The sequence below is a fragment of the Streptomyces xanthii genome (assembly GCF_014621695.1).
GTDB classification, from domain to species: Bacteria; Actinomycetota; Actinomycetes; order Streptomycetales; family Streptomycetaceae; genus Streptomyces; species Streptomyces xanthii.
In genome coordinates, this window is sequence record NZ_CP061281.1 from 2112625 (window position 1) to 2129723 (window position 17099).

18 protein-coding genes are annotated in these 17099 nt (G+C 71.1%); 1 reads left to right on the forward strand and 17 read right to left on the reverse strand.

What is annotated here, in order from left to right:
• Positions 1-155: 155 nt before the first annotated feature.
• From rlmN to rpsB, 6 genes are all read right to left on the reverse strand, one after another.
• Positions 156-1262 carry a 23S rRNA (adenine(2503)-C(2))-methyltransferase RlmN gene (gene rlmN, locus IAG42_RS09535; protein ID WP_188336597.1) on the reverse strand — a complete coding sequence of 369 codons (1107 nt, stop codon included), beginning with the start codon at positions 1260-1262 and terminating at the stop codon, positions 156-158.
• Positions 1263-1341: 79 nt separating this feature from the next.
• Positions 1342-2607: a phosphatidate cytidylyltransferase gene (locus IAG42_RS09540; protein ID WP_394811202.1), complete on the reverse strand. Its 1266-nt coding sequence runs from the start codon at positions 2605-2607 to the stop codon at positions 1342-1344.
• Positions 2608-2639: 32 nt separating this feature from the next.
• The gene (gene frr / locus IAG42_RS09545; protein ID WP_161301549.1) at positions 2640-3197 is read right to left on the reverse strand and encodes a ribosome recycling factor; all 558 of its coding nucleotides are present in this window, start codon (positions 3195-3197) and stop codon (positions 2640-2642) included.
• A gap of 156 nt (positions 3198-3353) precedes the next feature.
• Entirely contained in the window at positions 3354-4121 is a 768-nt protein-coding gene (pyrH, locus tag IAG42_RS09550; protein WP_188336598.1) for a UMP kinase, read from the reverse strand.
• Positions 4122-4291: 170 nt separating this feature from the next.
• A complete protein-coding gene (gene tsf / locus IAG42_RS09555; protein ID WP_188336599.1) occupies positions 4292-5128 on the reverse strand; it encodes a translation elongation factor Ts in 837 nt (278 codons plus the stop codon).
• Positions 5129-5280: 152 nt separating this feature from the next.
• Positions 5281-6159, reverse strand: coding sequence for a 30S ribosomal protein S2 (gene rpsB / locus IAG42_RS09560; RefSeq protein ID WP_188336600.1), 879 nt, complete (start codon positions 6157-6159; stop codon positions 5281-5283).
• Between the two features lie 265 nt (positions 6160-6424).
• Between rpsB and IAG42_RS09565 the strand changes: the two genes are divergently transcribed.
• On the forward strand, positions 6425-7018 hold the full coding sequence (locus tag IAG42_RS09565; protein WP_188336601.1) for a murein hydrolase activator EnvC family protein: 594 nt from the start codon (positions 6425-6427) through the stop codon (positions 7016-7018).
• A gap of 496 nt (positions 7019-7514) precedes the next feature.
• Here IAG42_RS09565 and IAG42_RS09570 read toward each other — a convergent pair whose 3' ends face one another.
• From IAG42_RS09570 to lepB (IAG42_RS09620), 11 genes are all read right to left on the reverse strand, one after another.
• The gene (locus IAG42_RS09570) at positions 7515-8072 is read right to left on the reverse strand and encodes a TetR/AcrR family transcriptional regulator (RefSeq protein WP_188336602.1); all 558 of its coding nucleotides are present in this window, start codon (positions 8070-8072) and stop codon (positions 7515-7517) included.
• A gap of 148 nt (positions 8073-8220) precedes the next feature.
• A complete protein-coding gene (whiG, locus tag IAG42_RS09575) occupies positions 8221-9060 on the reverse strand; it encodes an RNA polymerase sigma factor WhiG (RefSeq protein WP_188336603.1) in 840 nt (279 codons plus the stop codon).
• A 298-nt stretch (positions 9061-9358) separates the two neighbouring features.
• Positions 9359-10561 (reverse strand): DNA-processing protein DprA, encoded by a 1203-nt coding sequence (gene dprA / locus IAG42_RS09580; RefSeq protein ID WP_188336604.1) that lies wholly within the window; start codon positions 10559-10561, stop codon positions 9359-9361.
• The gene (locus IAG42_RS09585; protein ID WP_188336605.1) at positions 10558-12171 is read right to left on the reverse strand and encodes a YifB family Mg chelatase-like AAA ATPase; all 1614 of its coding nucleotides are present in this window, start codon (positions 12169-12171) and stop codon (positions 10558-10560) included. Before IAG42_RS09585 ends, dprA begins: the two co-directional genes overlap by 4 nt.
• The gene (locus tag IAG42_RS09590) at positions 12171-12542 is read right to left on the reverse strand and encodes a YraN family protein (RefSeq protein ID WP_188336606.1); all 372 of its coding nucleotides are present in this window, start codon (positions 12540-12542) and stop codon (positions 12171-12173) included. Before IAG42_RS09590 ends, IAG42_RS09585 begins: the two co-directional genes overlap by 1 nt.
• 138 nt (positions 12543-12680) lie before the next feature.
• On the reverse strand, positions 12681-12989 hold the full coding sequence (locus IAG42_RS09595; RefSeq protein ID WP_005311352.1) for a DUF2469 domain-containing protein: 309 nt from the start codon (positions 12987-12989) through the stop codon (positions 12681-12683).
• Positions 12990-13044: 55 nt separating this feature from the next.
• Positions 13045-13554: an NUDIX hydrolase gene (locus IAG42_RS09600; RefSeq protein WP_223205921.1), complete on the reverse strand. Its 510-nt coding sequence runs from the start codon at positions 13552-13554 to the stop codon at positions 13045-13047.
• Positions 13547-14290, reverse strand: a complete 744-nt coding sequence (gene lepB / locus IAG42_RS09605) for a signal peptidase I (protein ID WP_188336607.1) — start codon at positions 14288-14290, stop codon at positions 13547-13549. Before lepB (IAG42_RS09605) ends, IAG42_RS09600 begins: the two co-directional genes overlap by 8 nt.
• 90 nt (positions 14291-14380) lie before the next feature.
• On the reverse strand, positions 14381-15283 hold the full coding sequence (gene lepB / locus IAG42_RS09610) for a signal peptidase I (protein WP_394811203.1): 903 nt from the start codon (positions 15281-15283) through the stop codon (positions 14381-14383).
• Positions 15276-16370, reverse strand: a complete 1095-nt coding sequence (gene lepB / locus IAG42_RS09615; RefSeq protein WP_188336609.1) for a signal peptidase I — start codon at positions 16368-16370, stop codon at positions 15276-15278. Before lepB (IAG42_RS09615) ends, lepB (IAG42_RS09610) begins: the two co-directional genes overlap by 8 nt.
• Positions 16363-17070, reverse strand: a complete 708-nt coding sequence (lepB, locus tag IAG42_RS09620; RefSeq protein ID WP_188336610.1) for a signal peptidase I — start codon at positions 17068-17070, stop codon at positions 16363-16365. The genes lepB (IAG42_RS09615) and lepB (IAG42_RS09620) overlap by 8 nt, the downstream gene beginning before the upstream one ends.
• Positions 17071-17099 lie beyond the last annotated feature (29 nt).

Below are 17099 nucleotides of genomic sequence, written 5' to 3' on the forward strand. Positions count from 1 at the left end.
GCGGGGCTCCGGGCAGGGCGCAACAGCTTGAGTGGTGACCGAACTTCCTACCCAGAATGACCTGGGCAAGGTTCAGAGGGTCTGCGGCTCTGCCGCACTCTCAGCGCTGTGGCGCTCCCCTGTCGGAATATGAAGATGTGGTACTGGGGGCAAGGCTACCGCTCGGTGGCGGCGAGCTGTCCACACGCCCCGTCGATCTCCTGGCCACGGGTGTCCCGGATGGTGACGGGGACGCCGTGCGCGGCGATGGCCTCGACGAACGCCTTCTCGTCCTCGGGACGCGACGCGGTCCACTTGGAGCCCGGGGTCGGGTTCAGCGGGATGAGGTTGACGTGCACGGGCTTGCCGCGGAGCAGGCGCCCCAGCCGGTCACCGCGCCAGGCCTGGTCGTTGATGTCCCGGATGAGCGCGTACTCGATGGACAGCCGGCGCCCGGACTTGGCCGCGTACTCCCACCCGGCGTCGAGGACCTCGCGCACCTTCCACCGCGTGTTGACGGGCACGAGGGTGTCGCGCAGCTCGTCGTCAGGGGCGTGCAGCGAGATGGCCAGCCGGCACTTGAAGCCTTCATCGGCGAACCGGTGAATGGCCGGGACCAGGCCGACCGTCGACACGGTGATCCCGCGCTGGCTGAGCCCGAGCCCGTCCGGCTCGGGGTCGGTGAGGGCGCGGATGGCGCCGACGACCCGCTTGTAGTTGGCGAGCGGCTCGCCCATCCCCATGAACACGATGTTGCTGAGCCGCGCGGGCCCGCCGGGGATCTCCCCGTCCCGCAGGGCCCGCATCCCGTCGACGATCTGGTGCACGATCTCACCGGTCGACAGGTTCCGGTCCAGCCCGGCCTGCCCGGTCGCGCAGAACGGGCAGTTCATCCCGCACCCGGCCTGCGACGAGATACACATCGTCACCCGGTCCGGGTACCGCATGAGCACGGACTCGACGAGCGTCCCGTCGAACAGCCGCCACAGGGTCTTGCGGGTGGTGTCCTGGTCGGTCGACAGATGCCGCACGACGGTCATCAGCTCGGGCAGCAGCGCCTCGCGCAGCTTCTCGCGCGACCCGGCGGGAATGTCGGTCCACTCCGCGGGGTCGTGCGCGTACCGCGCGAAGTAGTGCGTCGACAGCTGCTTGGCGCGGAACGGCTTCTCACCGATCGCGGCGACGGCTTCCTTCCGCTCGGCGGGCGAGAGGTCGGCAAGGTGCCGCGGCGGCTTCTTGGCTCCGCGGGGGGCGACGAATGTGAGTTCTCCGGGCTTAGGCATGGCTGTACCAGTGTCGCAGACAAACGAGGACGGGCCCGCCGCCCTGTGGACAACGGACCCGCACCGGGAAAAACGCAGGTCAGCCGGACCCGACGAACAGCACCAGCAGCAGCCACACCACCGGCGCCGTCGGCAGCAGGGAGTCCAGGCGGTCCATGATGCCCCCGTGCCCGGGGAGCAGGGTGCCCATGTCCTTGATGCCGAGGTCGCGCTTGATCATGGACTCGCCGAGGTCGCCGAGCGTCGCGGACGCGGCGACGCAGACGCCGAGGACCAGGCCCTGCCACCACGTGCCGTCGTCCACCAGGAACTGCATGCACAGCACGCCCGCCACCATCGCGAACAGCACCGCGCCGAACAGGCCCTCGCGGGTCTTGCCGGGGCTGATGCGCGGGGCGAGCTTGTGCTTGCCGAAGCGCCAGCCGATCGCGTACGCGCCGGTGTCGCTGACGACGGTGAGGATCAGGAACGTGAGGACGCGCCAGGCGCCGTCGTCCGCGGTGAGCATCATCGCCACGAACGTCGCGAGGAACGGCACGTAGAACGCGGCGAAGACGCCCGCGGTGACGTCCTTGAGGTAGCCCTCGGGCGGCTCGGTCATCCGCCAGACCAGGACGGCGAGCGCGGTCAGCGCCATCGCCACCCAGGCGCCCTCGGCCCCGCGCACGTACCCGGCGACGACCATGGCCGCGCCGCCCACGGCGAGCGGCACCAGCGGCGCCTTGATGCTCTTGCGCTCCTGGAGGCGGGAGGTGAGCTCCCACAGGCCGACGACGACGGCGACCGCTATCACGCCGACGAACACGGCCTTGACGACGAACAGCGACGCGATGATCACCGCGCCGAGCCCGACGCCGACCCCTATGGCCGATCCGAGGTCACGGCCCGCGCTCTTCTTCGGCTTCGGGGCCGGCGAGGGCTCCGGAGCGTCGGGGGCGGGCTGCGGGGTTGCGCCGGTCATGGGCTCCTGCGGCGTCTCGTCGCGGAACAGAGGGCCGCTCGGGCGAGCGGCCCCCCGGTCGTCCTGGCCACCGCCCTCTGGGAAAGCACCAGAGGGCACGTCAGGCATATCGGGCACGATGGGCATGGGCCGAGTCTCGCCAACCGCGTGCGGTTCGTACGCGGGACCCGCCGGAGCGTGCCCCGGCTCGTACGAGGGGCCGTACGCGGGGTCGTACGAGGGGACCGCGCCGTACGCGGCCCCCTGGTCGTACCCCTGGCCCTGCCCGTGGCCGGGCGCCTGGCCGAAGCCGGGCTCCTGGCCGTACGAGGCGGAGGCACCCTCGCCGTAAGGGGAGCCCCGGTGTACGGGCCCGGTCGGCGCACCCCAGGAAGAGTCGTTCACGGATTCCTCGAACCTCGATGTTCCGCGCTCGCTCAGACTTCGAGCAGCTCGGCTTCCTTGTGCTTGAGCAGCTCGTCGACCTGGGCCACGTACTTGGCGGTGGTGTCGTCGAGCTCCTTCTCCGCGCGACGGCCCTCGTCCTCGCCGACCTCGCCGTCCTTGACGGCCTTGTCGATGGCGTCCTTGGCCTTGCGGCGCACGGAGCGGATGGAGACCTTGCTGTCCTCCGCCTTGGTCTTGGCGACCTTGATGTAGTCGCGGCGGCGCTCCTCGGTCAGCTCCGGGAACGTCACACGGATGATGCTGCCGTCGTTGCTCGGGTTGACGCCGAGGTCCGAGTCGCGGATCGCCTGCTCGATGTTGCGCAGGGCGCTCTTGTCGAACGGGGTCACCACGGCCATCCGCGGCTCCGGCACCGAGAACGAGGCCAGCTGGTTGATCGGCGTCAGCGCGCCGTAGTAGTCGGCCACGATCTTGTTGAACATCGCCGGGTGCGCACGGCCGGTGCGGATCGCGGCGAAGTCCTCCTTGGCGACCACGACGGCCTTCTCCATCTTCTCCTCGGCCTCGAGGAGGGTCTCTTCGATCACCACTTGCTCCTGCGTGTCTTGAGTGAGGCCCGGCGTGCACGAGGGCGGCCGGCTGCGTCGTGTGTCTTCGGTCCTGCGATCCTGCGGTCGTCGCACCAGACGGTGTCCGACCGGCAGGCCATTGTCCATCCCTCGCGGGACGCACGGGGGACGGGGTCAGGCGCGCGTGCCCTGCTCGCCCACGAGCGTCCCGATCTTCTCACCCTTGACGGCGCGGGCGATATTGCCCGTGGCGAGGAGCTCGAAGACGAGGATCGGGAGCTTGTTGTCCCGGCACAGGGTGATCGCGGTCATGTCGGCGACCTTGAGGTCCCGGGTGATGACCTCGCCGTAGCTGAGCGCGTCGAACTTCACGGCCGTGGGGTTGGTCTTCGGGTCGGAGTCGTAGACCCCGTCCACGCCGTTCTTGCCCATGAGCAGCGCCTCGGCGTCGATCTCCAGGGCGCGCTGCGCGGCGGTGGTGTCGGTGGAGAAGTACGGCATGCCCATGCCCGCGCCGAAGATGACGACACGGCCCTTCTCCAGGTGGCGCACGGCGCGCAGCGGGATGTACGGCTCGGCGACCTGGCCCATGGTGATGGCGGTCTGGACCCGGCTGTCGATGCCTTCCTTCTCCAGGAAGTCCTGGAGGGCGAGGCAGTTCATGACGGTGCCGAGCATGCCCATGTAGTCGGAGCGCGCCCGGTCCATGCCGCGCTGCTGGAGCTCGGCGCCGCGGAAGAAGTTGCCGCCGCCGATGACGACGGCGATCTGTGCCCCGTCGCGGACGACGGCCGCGATCTCACGGGCGATGGCGTGCACCACGTCGGGGTCGACTCCCAGACCCCCGCCCCCGGCGAACGCCTCGCCGGAAAGCTTCAGCAGAAAGCGCCCCGCGCCTTTGCCGTCGTCGCTGTTGTCCTTGTCGGCCTGGGTGGTGGTCATGGAATCTCGCCTCTTCTGCTTGGCACACATACGAAGGAGGCCACTGCCGATGGGGTGGTTCGCATCCCATGCGCGGCAATGGCCTCCTCGTCACATCTGCGGTCGTCCGGCGCGTGCCCGGACGACTGCTGTCGACCCTAGCGGGGTCTCCCGTCGGGCGGGGTCCGGACTCAGATGCCGACCTTGATGCGCGCGAAGCGCTTCAGGGTGACACCGGCCTCCTGGAGGACCTTCTCGACGGACTTCTTGTTGTCGAGGGCGTACGGCTGACCGAGCAGCGTGGCGTCCTTGAAGAAGCCGTTGAGGCGACCCTCGACGATCTTCGGCAGGGCGGCCTCGGGCTTGCCCTCGGCGCGGGTGGTCTCCTCGGCGACGCGACGCTCGGTCTCGACGACCTCGGCCGGGACGTCCTCGCGGGAGAGGTACTTCGGCGCGAAGGCGGCGATGTGCTGGGCGACGCCCTTGGCGATCTCCGCGTTCTCCTTGTCGAGCTCGACGAGGACACCGATCTGCGGGGGCAGGTCGGGCATCGTGCGGTGCATGTACGCGGAGACGTAACCGCCGGTGAACTGCGCGAAGCGGTCCAGGACGATCTTCTCGCCGAGGTTGGCGTTCGCCTCGTCGACGAAGGCCTGCACGGTCTTGCCGGGCTCGATCTCGGAGGCGAGCAGCGCCTCGATGTCGGCCGGGGAGGTCTTCGCGACGTGCTCGGCGAGCTGGTTGGCGACCGACTGGAACTTCTCGCCCTTGGCGACGAAGTCCGTCTCGCACTTCAGCTCGACGATGACACCCGAGGTGTTGTCGTCGGCGATGAGGGAGACCACGGCGCCGTTCTCGGCGGAGCGGCCCTCGCGCTTGGCGACGCCCTTCTGGCCCTTGATGCGCAGGGCCTCGACGGCCTTGTCGACGTTGCCCTCGGCCTCGTCCAGCGCCTTCTTGCAGTCCATCATGCCGGCGCCCGTGAGCTCACGGAGCTTCTTGACGTCAGCGGCGGTGTAGTTCGCCATGATCCTGGTTTTCTCTCTACGAAGTCTGAGAAGTGTGCGTCGGAGGTGCGGGCCGGTGTCGCGCCGGCCAGGTGCGCCTCCAGAGTCACGGGTGAACGGCGGGGGCCGCGCAGGCCCCCGCCGTCACCTCATGAAACCGGTACCCGTACGGGTCAGGCCTGCTCGGCGTCCGCGGCCGGAGCCTCGGCGGCGGGGGCCTCGGCGGCAGCAGCCTCGGCGGCCGGGGCCTCCTCAGCCTTCTCGTCGGCCTTCTTCTCGCCCTCGAGCAGGTCGCGCTCCCACTCGGCCAGCGGCTCGCCCTGGGCCTTCTCGCCCGGCTTCGAGTCACCGGCGGCAACGCCGGAGCGGGCGATGAGGCCCTCGGCGACGGCGTCGGCGATCACGCGGGTGAGCAGGGTGACGGAGCGGATCGCGTCGTCGTTGCCCGGGATCTTGTAGTCGACCTCGTCGGGGTCACAGTTCGTGTCGAGGATCGCGACGACCGGGATGTTGAGCTTCCGGGCCTCGCCGACAGCGATGTGCTCCTTCTTGGTGTCCACGATCCAGACGGCGCTGGGGACCTTGGACATCTCGCGGATACCGCCGAGGGTCTTCTCCAGCTTGGCCTTCTCGCGCGAGAGCACGAGAAGCTCCTTCTTGGTGAGACCGGACGCGGCGACGTCCTCGAAGTCGATCTGCTCGAGCTCCTTGAGGCGCTGCAGACGCTTGTAGACGGTCGAGAAGTTGGTGAGCATGCCGCCCAGCCAGCGCTGGTTCACGTAGGGCATGCCGACGCGGGTCGCCTGCTCGGCGATCGCCTCCTGCGCCTGCTTCTTCGTACCGACGAACATGACCGTGCCACCGTGGGCGACGGTCTCCTTGACGAACTCGTAGGCGCGGTCGATGTACGACAGCGACTGGAGCAGGTCGATGATGTAGATGCCGTTGCGCTCCGTGAAGATGAAGCGCTTCATCTTCGGGTTCCAACGACGGGTCTGGTGACCGAAGTGGACGCCGCTCTCCAGCAGCTCCCGCATCGTGACGACGGCCATGGCCGTACTCCTCTGGTGTTCTCGGTTGTTTCCTGACGCCCCACCGCATGCCTGCCGCGTACGCTCTGTCGCTCGTACGGGACCGATAGGCCGCTGACACCGAAGGTGTCGGGGCGTGCGAAGTCGATCCGGTGGCCCGGATCGCCACAAGAAGTGTACGGGACCCGCGGAGCAGCGGGTGACGCCGCTGTCCACAACCGGCCGGTAGTCCACGATTCGCCGCCATGATCCGCGCGGATCGGCCCGGAGGCGGATCGTCTGAGCCATGCGAACACTACTCGGCGTGATGATCCTGCCGGTCCTGCTGCTGCTCGTGCCCGCCTCGGCACGGGCGGACCCGGCCGACCCGACCCCAACCTCGCACATCTGGCCGGTGGGCGAACGTCCGGCGATCGTGCGCGACTGGTCCCCGCCGACCTCGCCCTACGGTCCCGGCCACCGCGGCGTCGATCTCGCCGCGCCCATCGGCGCACCGGTCCGCACGGTCGCGGCGGGCCGCGTCTCTTTCGCCGGCCAGGTGGCGGGGCGCGGCGTCGTCACCGTGGAACTCGACGGCTCCGGCGCCCCGCCGCTGCGCACGTCGTACGAGCCGGTGGCGGCGTCGGTGCGCAAGGGGGACCAGGTCGCCGCGGGCGCCGCCCTGGGCACTCTTGAACTCCCGACGGGCCACTGCCCGCCCGCCACCCCGTCCTGCCTGCACTGGGGCCTGCGCCGCGCCACGGCCTACCTGAACCCGCTGACCCTGCTGACCCCGACGGCCCGCCACCCGGCCCCACCCCGCCTGCTCCCCCTCTGGGGCCCACTCCCCCTCGCCTTCGGCCAGCGCTTCAGCCCGGGGTACGCCTTCTGGTCTCCGTAGCCGTGGGCGGTCTGGCACCCTGGGCGGCCCAGCAGCATTGGGCGACCTGACGGCGGCCGGCGGCTGGCGGCTGGCGGCTGGCGGCTGGCGGCTGGCGGCTGGCGGCTGGCGGCTGGCGGCTGGCGGCTGGCCAGCATCGGGCGGTCCGCCACCTCGGCGGCCCAGCAACGTCGGGCGACCTGCCATCTGAGCGGCTCACCAGCGTCGGGCGACCTGCCACCTATACGACTCGCCAGCGTCAGGCGGCCTGCCGCTCGGCGGCCCAGCAATGTCGGGCGGCCTGCCTTCCGGGCGGCTCAGCAGCATTGAGCGACCTGCCGCCTAGACCGTCACCAGCCTCGGCGGTCTGCCTTCCCGGCGGCCCCGCAGCGTCGGGCAGCCTGCCACCTGGGCGGCCCAGCAGCCTCGGGCGGCCTGCCGCCCTGACCGTCACCAGTCTCGGCGGTCTGCCACCTGGGCGGCTCACCAGCATCGGGCTGTCCGCCGCCTGGGCCTCTCAGCCGGAGACGCCCCGGAGCACCATGGCGACCGCCGCGTCGACGATCACCCCGGGCTCCTCCGCCGCCCCGAGCTCGATCCGCCGCACCGCCGCGTCGACGACCCCCTGTACGAGCATCGCGGCCAGCCGCGGCTCCGCGTGCCCCATCTCCCCGAGCGCCTCGACGATCATCGCGACGAGCCCGCCGTGCGCGGCCCGGATCTTCTCCCGCGCCCCGGCGTCCAGCTCACTGGCCGAGATCGCGACGACGGCCCGGTGCCGCCGGTCCCCGACCAGCGCCAGCTGCTCCCGCACATACGCCTCGACCTTGCCCCGAGGCGTCGCGGCCCGCGCCATCCCGGCCTCGACCTCGGCGGCCCACACCGGGAAGTCGACCTCGCACAGCTCCTCGACGACGGCCGCCCGGGACTTGAAGTACTCGTACACGGACGAGCGCGCGAGCCCCGTCCGCTCGGCGAGCGCGGGGAACGTCAGCGCCTCCGTCCCGCCCTCGGACAGCAGGGAACGCGCCGCGTCCAGAAGGGCGCCGCGCTGCATCGACCGGTGCTCGGCCACAGAGGCCGCTCGAATCCTTGGCACGCCTCCACTTTACGAGCGCGGCTCCCGGGACGGGAGTGCCACCGGACACCCCTCGCCACTCCGGACCGGCCGGCGAGGGCCGCGGGCAGGGACGATTCCGCACGCAGCGGGACCGTCGAGCGGGTCAGCGCCCGAACCCGGCCAGCTTCGCCCGCAGCTGCAGCACCGACTTCGTGTGGATCTGACTGACCCGGCTCTCGGTCACCCCGAGCACGTTGCCGATCTCCGCGAGGGTCAGGCCCTCGTAGTAGTACAGCGTGACCACGGTCTTCTCCCGCTCCGGCAGCGTGTTGATCGCCCGCGCGAGGAACCTGCGCAGCTCCCGGTCCTCGGCGACCTCCACCGGATTGTCGGCGGCCTGGTCCTCCAGGGTGTCCATGAGGCTGAGCCGGTCGCCGCTCTCGCCCCCGACGTGCAGCAGCTCCTCGAGGGCCACCACGTTGGCCAGCGACAACTGGCTGAAAACAGCGTGCAGTTCCTCGAGCGCGACCCCCATCTCGGCGGCCACCTCGCTCTCCGAGGGCGTGCGGCGCAGCTTGGCCTCCAGCGTGGCGTAGGCACGCTCCACGTTGCGCGCCTTCTGCCGCACCGACCGGGGGATCCAGTCCAGTGCCCGCAGCTCGTCGATCATCGCGCCGCGGATCCGGGTGATCGCGTACGTCTCGAACTTGATCTCGCGCTCGATGTCGAACTTCTCGATCGCGTCGATCAGCCCGAAGACCCCGGAGGAGACGAAGTCGGCCTGCTCCACGTTGGGCGGCAGGCCCACACTGACCCGGCCGGCGACGTACTTCACGAGCGGCGAGTAGTGCAGGATCAGCTGCTCGCGCAGCCGCTCGTCGCCGGTCGACTTGTACGACCTCCACAGCTCCTCCAGGGAGGTGGGAGCCGGAGGCCGCACGCTGGAGCCGCGGGCGGCGGGGGGTACCGCCGCCCGGTCGGACCCTGAGGTGTGCTGTGGCATGCGCCGCCTTGTGCCGTTGATCGTTTCGCTGTGGAGAGGCCTGGGTGCCCGTCTCGTACTGACTGATCACGAGCCGTCCACCTGGTTACAGATTGAGGTGGCGAACCCGAATCCTGGTGAGCGTAGCGTGACTGGAGCGTCGCAGTGCGCGAGGGCCGGGTGATCACACCCGCGCAGATACGTTCCGTTACCCGGCCCCGGCGACCTCCCGCGTCTCTCTCCGTAACCGCTCCGAAACACCAACTGCCGGAACTGGCAAGGTCATCGGGGTGTCATCCGGACGGCGCAACACGCAGCGTCAGGGAACTCCCCCTTCCGGAAAGACCGGCTCGACGCTCTGGCGTGTCAACTGCCAGCCGTCGCCGTGTCGTTCGACGAACCCCAACGAGCGCAGTTCGTACAACCTCCCGATCGTGTCGTCCTCACTCGTCCCCGCGCCCCGGGCGATCTGCGCCACCGTGCCGGCCCCGCGCCCGGGGAGCGCGGCGAGCACCCGGGCCGCGTGCGGTGGCAACAGATCCCGGGCGAGCACCGGTCCGCGGCGCTCCGGCGCGAGCTCGCCCATCTCCCCCACCAGCTCGACCACTTCGGCGGCATCGGTCACCAGTACGCCTTCCTTGCGCAGCAGTTCGTGCACGCCCGCCGAGACGGTGCTCGTCGCCGGCCCGGGCACGCCCATCGCGTGCCGCCCGAGCCGCTGCGCCCAGCGGGCCGTGCCGAGCGCCCCGCTGCGATATGCGGCCTCGACGACGACCGTGCCCCTGGTCAGCGCCGCGATCACCCGGTTGCGCAGGATGAAGCGGCTGGGGGTCGGATGCTCCCCGGGCGGCAACTCGGCCACCACCAGTCCCTGTTCCGCGATCCGGTCGATCAACTGGGTGTGGCCGCGCGGATAGATCCGGTCGATCCCGCAGGCCAGCACGGCGATCGTGGCTCCGGTCGCGCCCAGGGCCCCGCGATGGGCCGCCGCGTCCACCCCGTACGCGCCACCCGACACGACGACCCAGCCGCGCTCGGCGAGCCCGGCGCCCAGGCTCGCCCCCATGCGGACGCCGTAGTCCGTGCAGGCCCGCGAGCCGACCACCGCCACGGAGCGCAGCGCCCACATCCGCAGGCTGGGCCCGCCCCGCACCCAGAGCCCCAGGGGCCGCGCGTCCCCCAGGTCGTCGAGCTGCCCGGGCCACTCCACGTCCCCCGGGCACACGAACCGCGCCCCGCGCTCGGCCGCGCGGGCCAGATCCCGTTCCGGGGGCGGCGCGTCCCGGGCCCGGGCGAGCAGGCCGGCCCAGCGCTCGGCCCGCACCCCGGGCAGCGGCTCGGCCTCCTCGTCGGCGGCGGCCGCGTCGATCCGCCGCACCGTCTCGACGGCTCCGAACTCGCGCAGCCAGCGGGCGGCGGCCTCCCAGCCCGGTTCGACGATCCGGGTCAGCCGGGCCCGGGCGAGCCGCACCGCGTCGGGCGCGCCCGCGCCGGCGGTGCCGGTACCGGTGGCGCCGGTCACCGCTCGGCCCCGATCGTCATCGGCACCCCGCGCGAGATCCCGGTCCGCAGTTGGAGCGCGAGCGCCACGTCCTCGGCGAAGGGCCGGTCCCGTCCGGCCAGGTCGGCGACGGTCCAGGCCACGCGCAGCACCCGGTCGAGGCCGCGCGCGGTGAGGAAGCCGCGCTCCAGGTCCAGCTCGGCCTCGTCCAGGGCTCCGGGTGCGGCGGACCACCGGGTGCGCAGGGCATGACCGGGCACCTCGCTGTTGGTCCGCCAGGGCGTCTCCGCGAGCCGTGCCGCCGCCCGCTCCCTGGCCTGCCTGACCCGGTCGGCGACGGTCCGGGTGCTCTCGCCGCGGGGGCCGTACCCCGCGAGCTCGTTCCGCGTGACGGCGTCCACCTCGACGCGCAGGTCGACGCGGTCGAGCAGGGGGCCGGAGAGCCGGGCCTGGTAGCGCCGTACGGTCGCCGGCGGGCAGTCGCACTCACCCCCGAGCGCCCGGTACTGCCCGCAGGGGCACGGGTTCGCGGCCAGTGCCATGAGGAACCGCGCGGGCAGCCGCACCACCCCGGCGCTGCGGGCGATGACCACGTGCCCCGCCTCCAGGGGCTGGCGCAGCGCGTCGAGCGCCTTGCCACTGAATTCGGGCGCCTCGTCGAGGAAGAGCACGCCCCGGTGCGACAGCGACACCGCTCCGGGCCGTGCGACGCCGGGGCCGCCGCCGACCAGGGACTGCATGGTCGCGGAGTGGTGGGGCGCGCAGTACGGCGCGGTGTCGATCATGGACTTGCCCGGTGGCAGCATGCCGGCGACCGAGTGGATGGCCGTGACCTCGAGCGCCTCGCCGCGGGTGAGCGGTGGCAGCAGGGCGGGCAGTCGCTCGGCGAGCATCGTCTTGCCCGCGCCGGGCGGGCCCGACAGCATGACGTGGTGTCCGCCCGCGGCGGCGACCTCCATGGCGGTGCGCGCCGACAGCTGGCCGACGACGTCCGCGAGGTCGAGCCCGTGCCCGTCGAGCGTCAGGCCGCCGATGTCGGCGCCGCTGCCGGGCATGCTGAGTCCGGCCAGCATCGGATCCGGGCGGCCGGAGGGCTCCGGCTCCTCCTCCGGGACGGGCTCGTCGGTGAGCACCGCGATGAGCTGGCGCAGGCTGCGCACCCCGAGGACGGAGATCCCGGGCACCAGGGACGCCTCGCCGGCCGTGCACTCGGGCACGACGACCTGCTCGTACCCGGCGTCGGCCGCGGCCAGCACGGCGGGAAGCACCCCGCGAACCGGCCGGACCCGCCCGTCGAGCCCCAGCTCCCCGATCATGACGATGTCGGCGAGCACCCGCGGATCGATGCGCTCGGCGGCGCCGAGCACCGCACAGGCGACAGCGAGATCGAATCCCGACCCGGCCTTGGGCACGGAGGCCGGGCTGAGCCCCACCGTGAGCTTCTTCTGCGGCCAGTCGGCCCCCGAGTTCACTACAGCCGCCCTGACCCGGTCGCGGCTCTCGACCAGACTCTTGTCCGGCAGGCCGACGAGCGTGAACGCGGCGACGCCGGGCTCCAGGTCGGCCTGCACCTCGACGACGACGCCCTCGACGCCCACCAGGGCCACGGAGCACGTCCGCGCGAATCCCATCAGGACACCCCCCGCACGTGCTCGAGGCGGGGTGCGCCGCGCTCGGGCAGCAGGACGCCGATCACGTCGATGCGGACGCCGCCCGATGGCGCTCCCCCGTGCTCGTGGATCCAGCGCTCGGCCAGGGAGCGCAGTCGTCGCGCTTTGATCTGCGTGATCGCGGCCATCGGATGCTCGAAGGCCGACGCGCCCGCCCCTCTGCGCGTCTTGACCTCGCAGACGACGATCGCGTCCCCGTCCCGCGCCACGATGTCGATCTCACCGGTGCGGCCCGCGCGCCAGTTCCGCGCGAGCACCGTCATTCCCGCTTCGGCCAGCCGCCTCGCGGCCAGGTCCTCTCCGTACTTCCCCATCGCGCCCCGTGCGTTCACGTCGACACCACCTCCGACGTCCACGCTGCGGCACGGGACGGAAGGAAGTGGATCTTGGTGAACTACCGGCGGGGTGTGGAAAACTCCGTCACCCGCCAGAGGGACGGCCGGGGGAAATCAGTGCGGCAGGGTGCGGGCTCAGCTGCCCGGAAGCTCCAGGTCGCTCTTGTTGAGCTCCTCGATGTTCACGTCCTTGAACGTGAGGACCCGGACCTGCTTCACGAAACGAGCGGGGCGATACATGTCCCAGACCCAGGCATCCGCCATCGACACCTCGAAGAACACCTCACCCTGGACCGAGTGCACCTGCATCTCGTAGTCGTTGGTGAGGTAGAAGCGACGCTCGGTCTCGATCACGTATTTGAACAGCCCGACGACGTCGCGGTACTCCCGGTAGAGCTTCAGCTCCATCTCGGTCTCGTACTTCTCGAGGTCCTCGGCGCTCATGGCATGTTCCCCTTCTGCCGTGCGTCCCCCTATTGTGCGTCAGCCACCGGTTCCTCTAGACGATTTCCGTGTCGAGAACCAGCGGCCGGCTCGGGGGACCCTCGACGAGCAGCCGCTTCAGCAGCTCGGCGAGCCTGGTCGGGTACACCGTCTCATGGGCCTCGGCCAGTTCCTCGCACGACCACCATCGCGCTCCCGCGACGCTGCGCCGTTCCAGGTCGGTCAGGCCCTCTCCGTTGATCTCGACGGCCCGGGCCGTCGAGGTCGTGCGGGCCAGGAAGTACCACTCGTCCTGGTCCCAGCGGCGCCCGTCGAACGGGAAGGAGCAGACCCGCTGCCACAGGACCGGGCCGAGCCGCGCATCCGTGATGCCCGTCTCCTCCGCCAGTTCCCTCAGGGCGGCCTCCGCACGCGTCTCGTCGCCCTCCAGTCCGCCGCCCGGCGTGAACCACCAGTCGTCCGCCGTGTCCCCGGGCTCGTGCCCGTGCAGCAGCAGGATGCGGTCGTCCTGGTCGAGCAGGACGACGCGGGCCACCTCGCGCAGCCCGTCGCCGGGCTCAGACACGGGCCGGCTCCGGCGCGCGGCGGGTCCGGGAGCGCCGTGCCCGGTTCGCGATCGGACCGTAGGCCGCGCCCGCGAGCACCAGGACGGCGCCGGCCACGACAGCGCCCACCATGAGGCGGAGCGGTCCGGGCTGCGAGATGCCGCCGGGCATCGCCTCGAAGCCGGTGGGCTTGGCCAGCATGCCGTTCATGGGCCAGGCCACGGCGTCCACCCGGGCCTCCACGGCGCCGCGCTCCACCGAGCCGCCGTTGGCGTCGCCGAGGTGGACGCTGGAGTCCAGGGAGCCGCTGCGCTCGTCGCCGAGGAGGAAGAGCCGGCCTTGCGGGACCGTGGTCGACTTGATCCCGGCGAGCGAGGCGGACTTACCGGCCGGCAGATACGGTTCTTCGACCTGCTCGCCGTTGACGGTGAGCTTGCCGTCCGTACAGCAGGCGATCTTGTCGCCGCCGACGCCGACCACGCGCTTGACCATCGGCATGTCGCCCCAGCTGGCCTCACGGAAGACGACGACGTCGCCGCGCTTGACCTCGCCGCCGTCGATGCGCTGGGCGAGCACCCGGTCGCCCGCGCCGATCGTCGGCGTCATCGAGTCGGTGGGCACCGTGTACGGCTGGTACACCACGGCACCCCATACGAACCCGCCGAGGAACAGCACACAGCCGAGGGCCACGGCTATGCCCGACAGCACACTGCCGGCCTTGCCGCGGCCCTCGGCCGTACGACCCGTCCTGCTCATCCCAGTTGCTCCCCAGCGTCGGAGACATCGACCGCGCGGTCCGGCCCGAGTGGCTCGGACCGCGCAAGATCGGCGATCTGGGACGGCACCCTACCGGGCGCTCGTGACCTCAGAAACCCTGGTGTTCCCCTCAGTAACGCTCCGGTTCGTGCGGCGGCGGCGCCACAGCACGAGCGGCACGGCTCCGGCGAGGCCCAGGGCGCCCGGGGCGACGTTCGCCGCGGCGTTGATCCCCGACTGGTCGAAGGTGTCCGGGACCGGCAGCGTGGACCAGTGCGTGGGCGGCCAGGCCACCACGATCGCGCGGCCCACGACGTTGTCCACGGGGACGAAGCCCTGGTTCTTGTCGTTCTGGTGGTAGCGGGAGTCCAGCGAGTCCTGGCGGTGGTCGCCCATGACCCAGACTTTGCCTTCGGGAACCTTCACCTTGAAGGTGCCGCCGACGCCGTCCGCGCTGCACGGGGTGTTGCCCGGGAAGACGTAAGGCTCGTTCAGCGCCTTGCCGTTGACCTTCAGCGGGCCGGTGCCCTTGCACTCGACGGTGTCGCCGCTGACGCCGACGACGCGCTTGATGAGGTCCTTCTCGTCGGCGGAGGGCATCAGGCCGACCCAGCTCAGGACCTTCTGCGCGGCGTTCGGCGGCTTGGTGGGCTCGCCCTCCAGCCACTGGTCCGGGTCGTTGAACACGATGACCTCGCCGCGCTCCGGCTTCGAGCCGAACCACGGGGTCAGCTTGTCGACGAGCACGCGGTCGCCGATCTGCAGCGTGTTCTGCATCGATCCCGACGGGATCGAGAACGCCTGCACCAGGAAGGTCTTGATCAACAGGGCCAGGACCAGGGCGATCAAGATGAGCAGCGGCAGCTCCTTCCAGAAGGAGCGCGGCTTCTTGGCCTTCTTCGGCGTCCTCGGCACGTCGCCGGGCCGCTCTCCGGCGGCGCCGGAACCGCCCGCCGCTCCACCGTCATCGCTCCCGGGCGTGTGGTCAGTCACGCCGGGACCTGTCGCGTCGTCGGATCGCTCGGGCTGTTCCTCGGGCCCATGCCCTGACCGTGCGCCGACCGCCAAGTCCCCCACATCCACTCCTCACTCCGTGCCGCTGCCTGATCCCTACGCGATGCAGGCCCACCACTCCCATAACGAGCGGGAGTTCCGCAGGGGTCGGGAGAGGGATCAATCCGTCCGAATCCAATGAGTCGGGTCTCGATTCGGCGCTGTCCGCGGTGGCCACCCTATGCGACGCGCCGGGGGCCGCGGTCGATCCGGTGCCGTGCGCGTCGGCGACCGCCGCGAAGGTCTCCGGCTCCTCCAGCGTGGCCCAGTTCCCGACCGGCCAGCCGATGAACCGGGCCCGCCCCACTACGGATTCCTCGGACACGGTGCCGTGGAACGCCTCGGTGAGGTGGTAGCGGGAGTCCGCCGAGTTCGCCCGGTGGTCGCCCATCACGAAGAGCCGGCCCTCGGGAACCTTCACCGAAAAGTCGAACTTCGAGGGGGCGTTGCCGGGGTGGATGTACGAACGTTCGTCGAGGGGCGTCCCGTTGACGGTGACGCGGCCCTGGGCGTCGCAGCATTTCACCGTGTCGCCGCCGACCGCCACGACCCGCTTGATCAGATCCCGCTCGTCGGCGGAGGGCAGCAGTCCGATCCAGGTGAGACCCGTCTTGATCTGCTTGATCCCGACGGGGTCGTCCTTCTTCTGTCCCGTCTCCTGCTCCAGCCACTTGCCGGGGTCCTTGAAGACGACGACGTCGCCGCGCTGCACCTTCGCGCCGAACCAGGGGGTCAGTTTGTCGACCAGGACCCGGTCGCCGATCTTGATCGTCTGCTCCATGGAGCCCGACGGGATCACGAAGGCCTGCACCAGGAACGTCTTCAGGACGAGCGCGATGACCAGCGCCACGCCTATCAGGAGGGGTATCTCCTTGATCGCGGAACGCCGGCGGCGCCGCTTCACCTTGCGGGCCAGTTTGCGGCGCTCGGCCCGGCCGCGCGGAGGGGCCGCCGCGGTGCGTCTGCTCCCGGTGGGCAGTCGCTCCTCGGTCTCGTCACCGGCGCGCGTCCTGCCCCGCTTACCCATGGGCGCCGCCCGCCGCGGGTACGCGCGCGTAGAGGTCCTCGCGCGACGGGGAGCTCCAGTGGCCCGCGGGCCAGGCGACCCACTGGGCCTTGCCGATCACCTGGTCGACGGGGACGAAGCCGCCGCCGGGGGCGCCCAGATAGTCGCGGGAGTCACGGGAGTCGGCGCGGTGGTCACCCAGCAGAAAGAGCGTCCCGTCGGGAACCTCGATGTCGAACGGCACCTCCGAAGGCGTGTCCCCGCGGTACAGCAGGGACCGCTCGTCCACGGCCCGCCCGTTCACGGCGATCCTCCCCTGCCTGTCGCAGCAGACCACATGGTCTCCCCCCACCCCGACGACGCGCTTGACGTAGTCCGCGTCACCGAAGTACCCGCTGCCGTCGAAGACGACGACGTCCCCGCGCTCCGGTCGCGCACCGAAACGGTACGCCAACTTGTTCACGAGAACGCGGTACCCGACGTTCAGCGTCGGCCGCATCGAGCTGCTGGGGATCTGGAACGGCTGCATCACGAAGACGCCGAAGGCCAGCAGCAGCACCATGCAGAGCAGCGCGCCGAGCGTGATCCGGCCTCCGGGCACCTGCTCCGCGATCCCCCCGAGAGACAAAGAGGAACGCGACCGTCCCTCCTGACCCTCCGAGGTGCTCTCGTGAGGCCGGGAGGAGCGGTCGCGCTCCTGATGCTGTGCTTCGGTGTCCATCGAGGCCAGATGCTATCCGGCGCTCCTGT

Excerpts from the sequence above, each read along its gene's own strand:
- rlmN (WP_188336597.1), bottom strand. The coding sequence starts at position 1,262 with ATGCCTAAGCCCGGAGAACTCACATTCGTCGCCCCCCGCGGAGCCAAG.
- pyrH (WP_188336598.1), bottom strand. The coding sequence starts at position 4,121 with ATGACCACCACCCAGGCCGACAAGGACAACAGCGACGACGGCAAAGGC.
- tsf (WP_188336599.1), bottom strand. The coding sequence starts at position 5,128 with ATGGCGAACTACACCGCCGCTGACGTCAAGAAGCTCCGTGAGCTCACG.
- rpsB (WP_188336600.1), bottom strand. The coding sequence starts at position 6,159 with ATGGCCGTCGTCACGATGCGGGAGCTGCTGGAGAGCGGCGTCCACTTC.
- IAG42_RS09565 (WP_188336601.1), top strand. The coding sequence starts at position 6,425 with ATGCGAACACTACTCGGCGTGATGATCCTGCCGGTCCTGCTGCTGCTC.
- whiG (WP_188336603.1), bottom strand. The coding sequence starts at position 9,060 with ATGCCACAGCACACCTCAGGGTCCGACCGGGCGGCGGTACCCCCCGCC.
- IAG42_RS09585 (WP_188336605.1), bottom strand. The coding sequence starts at position 12,171 with ATGGGATTCGCGCGGACGTGCTCCGTGGCCCTGGTGGGCGTCGAGGGC.
- IAG42_RS09595 (WP_005311352.1), bottom strand. The coding sequence starts at position 12,989 with ATGAGCGCCGAGGACCTCGAGAAGTACGAGACCGAGATGGAGCTGAAG.
- lepB (WP_188336607.1), bottom strand. The coding sequence starts at position 14,290 with ATGAGCAGGACGGGTCGTACGGCCGAGGGCCGCGGCAAGGCCGGCAGT.
- lepB (WP_188336609.1), bottom strand. The coding sequence starts at position 16,370 with ATGGGTAAGCGGGGCAGGACGCGCGCCGGTGACGAGACCGAGGAGCGA.
- lepB (WP_188336610.1), bottom strand. The coding sequence starts at position 17,070 with ATGGACACCGAAGCACAGCATCAGGAGCGCGACCGCTCCTCCCGGCCT.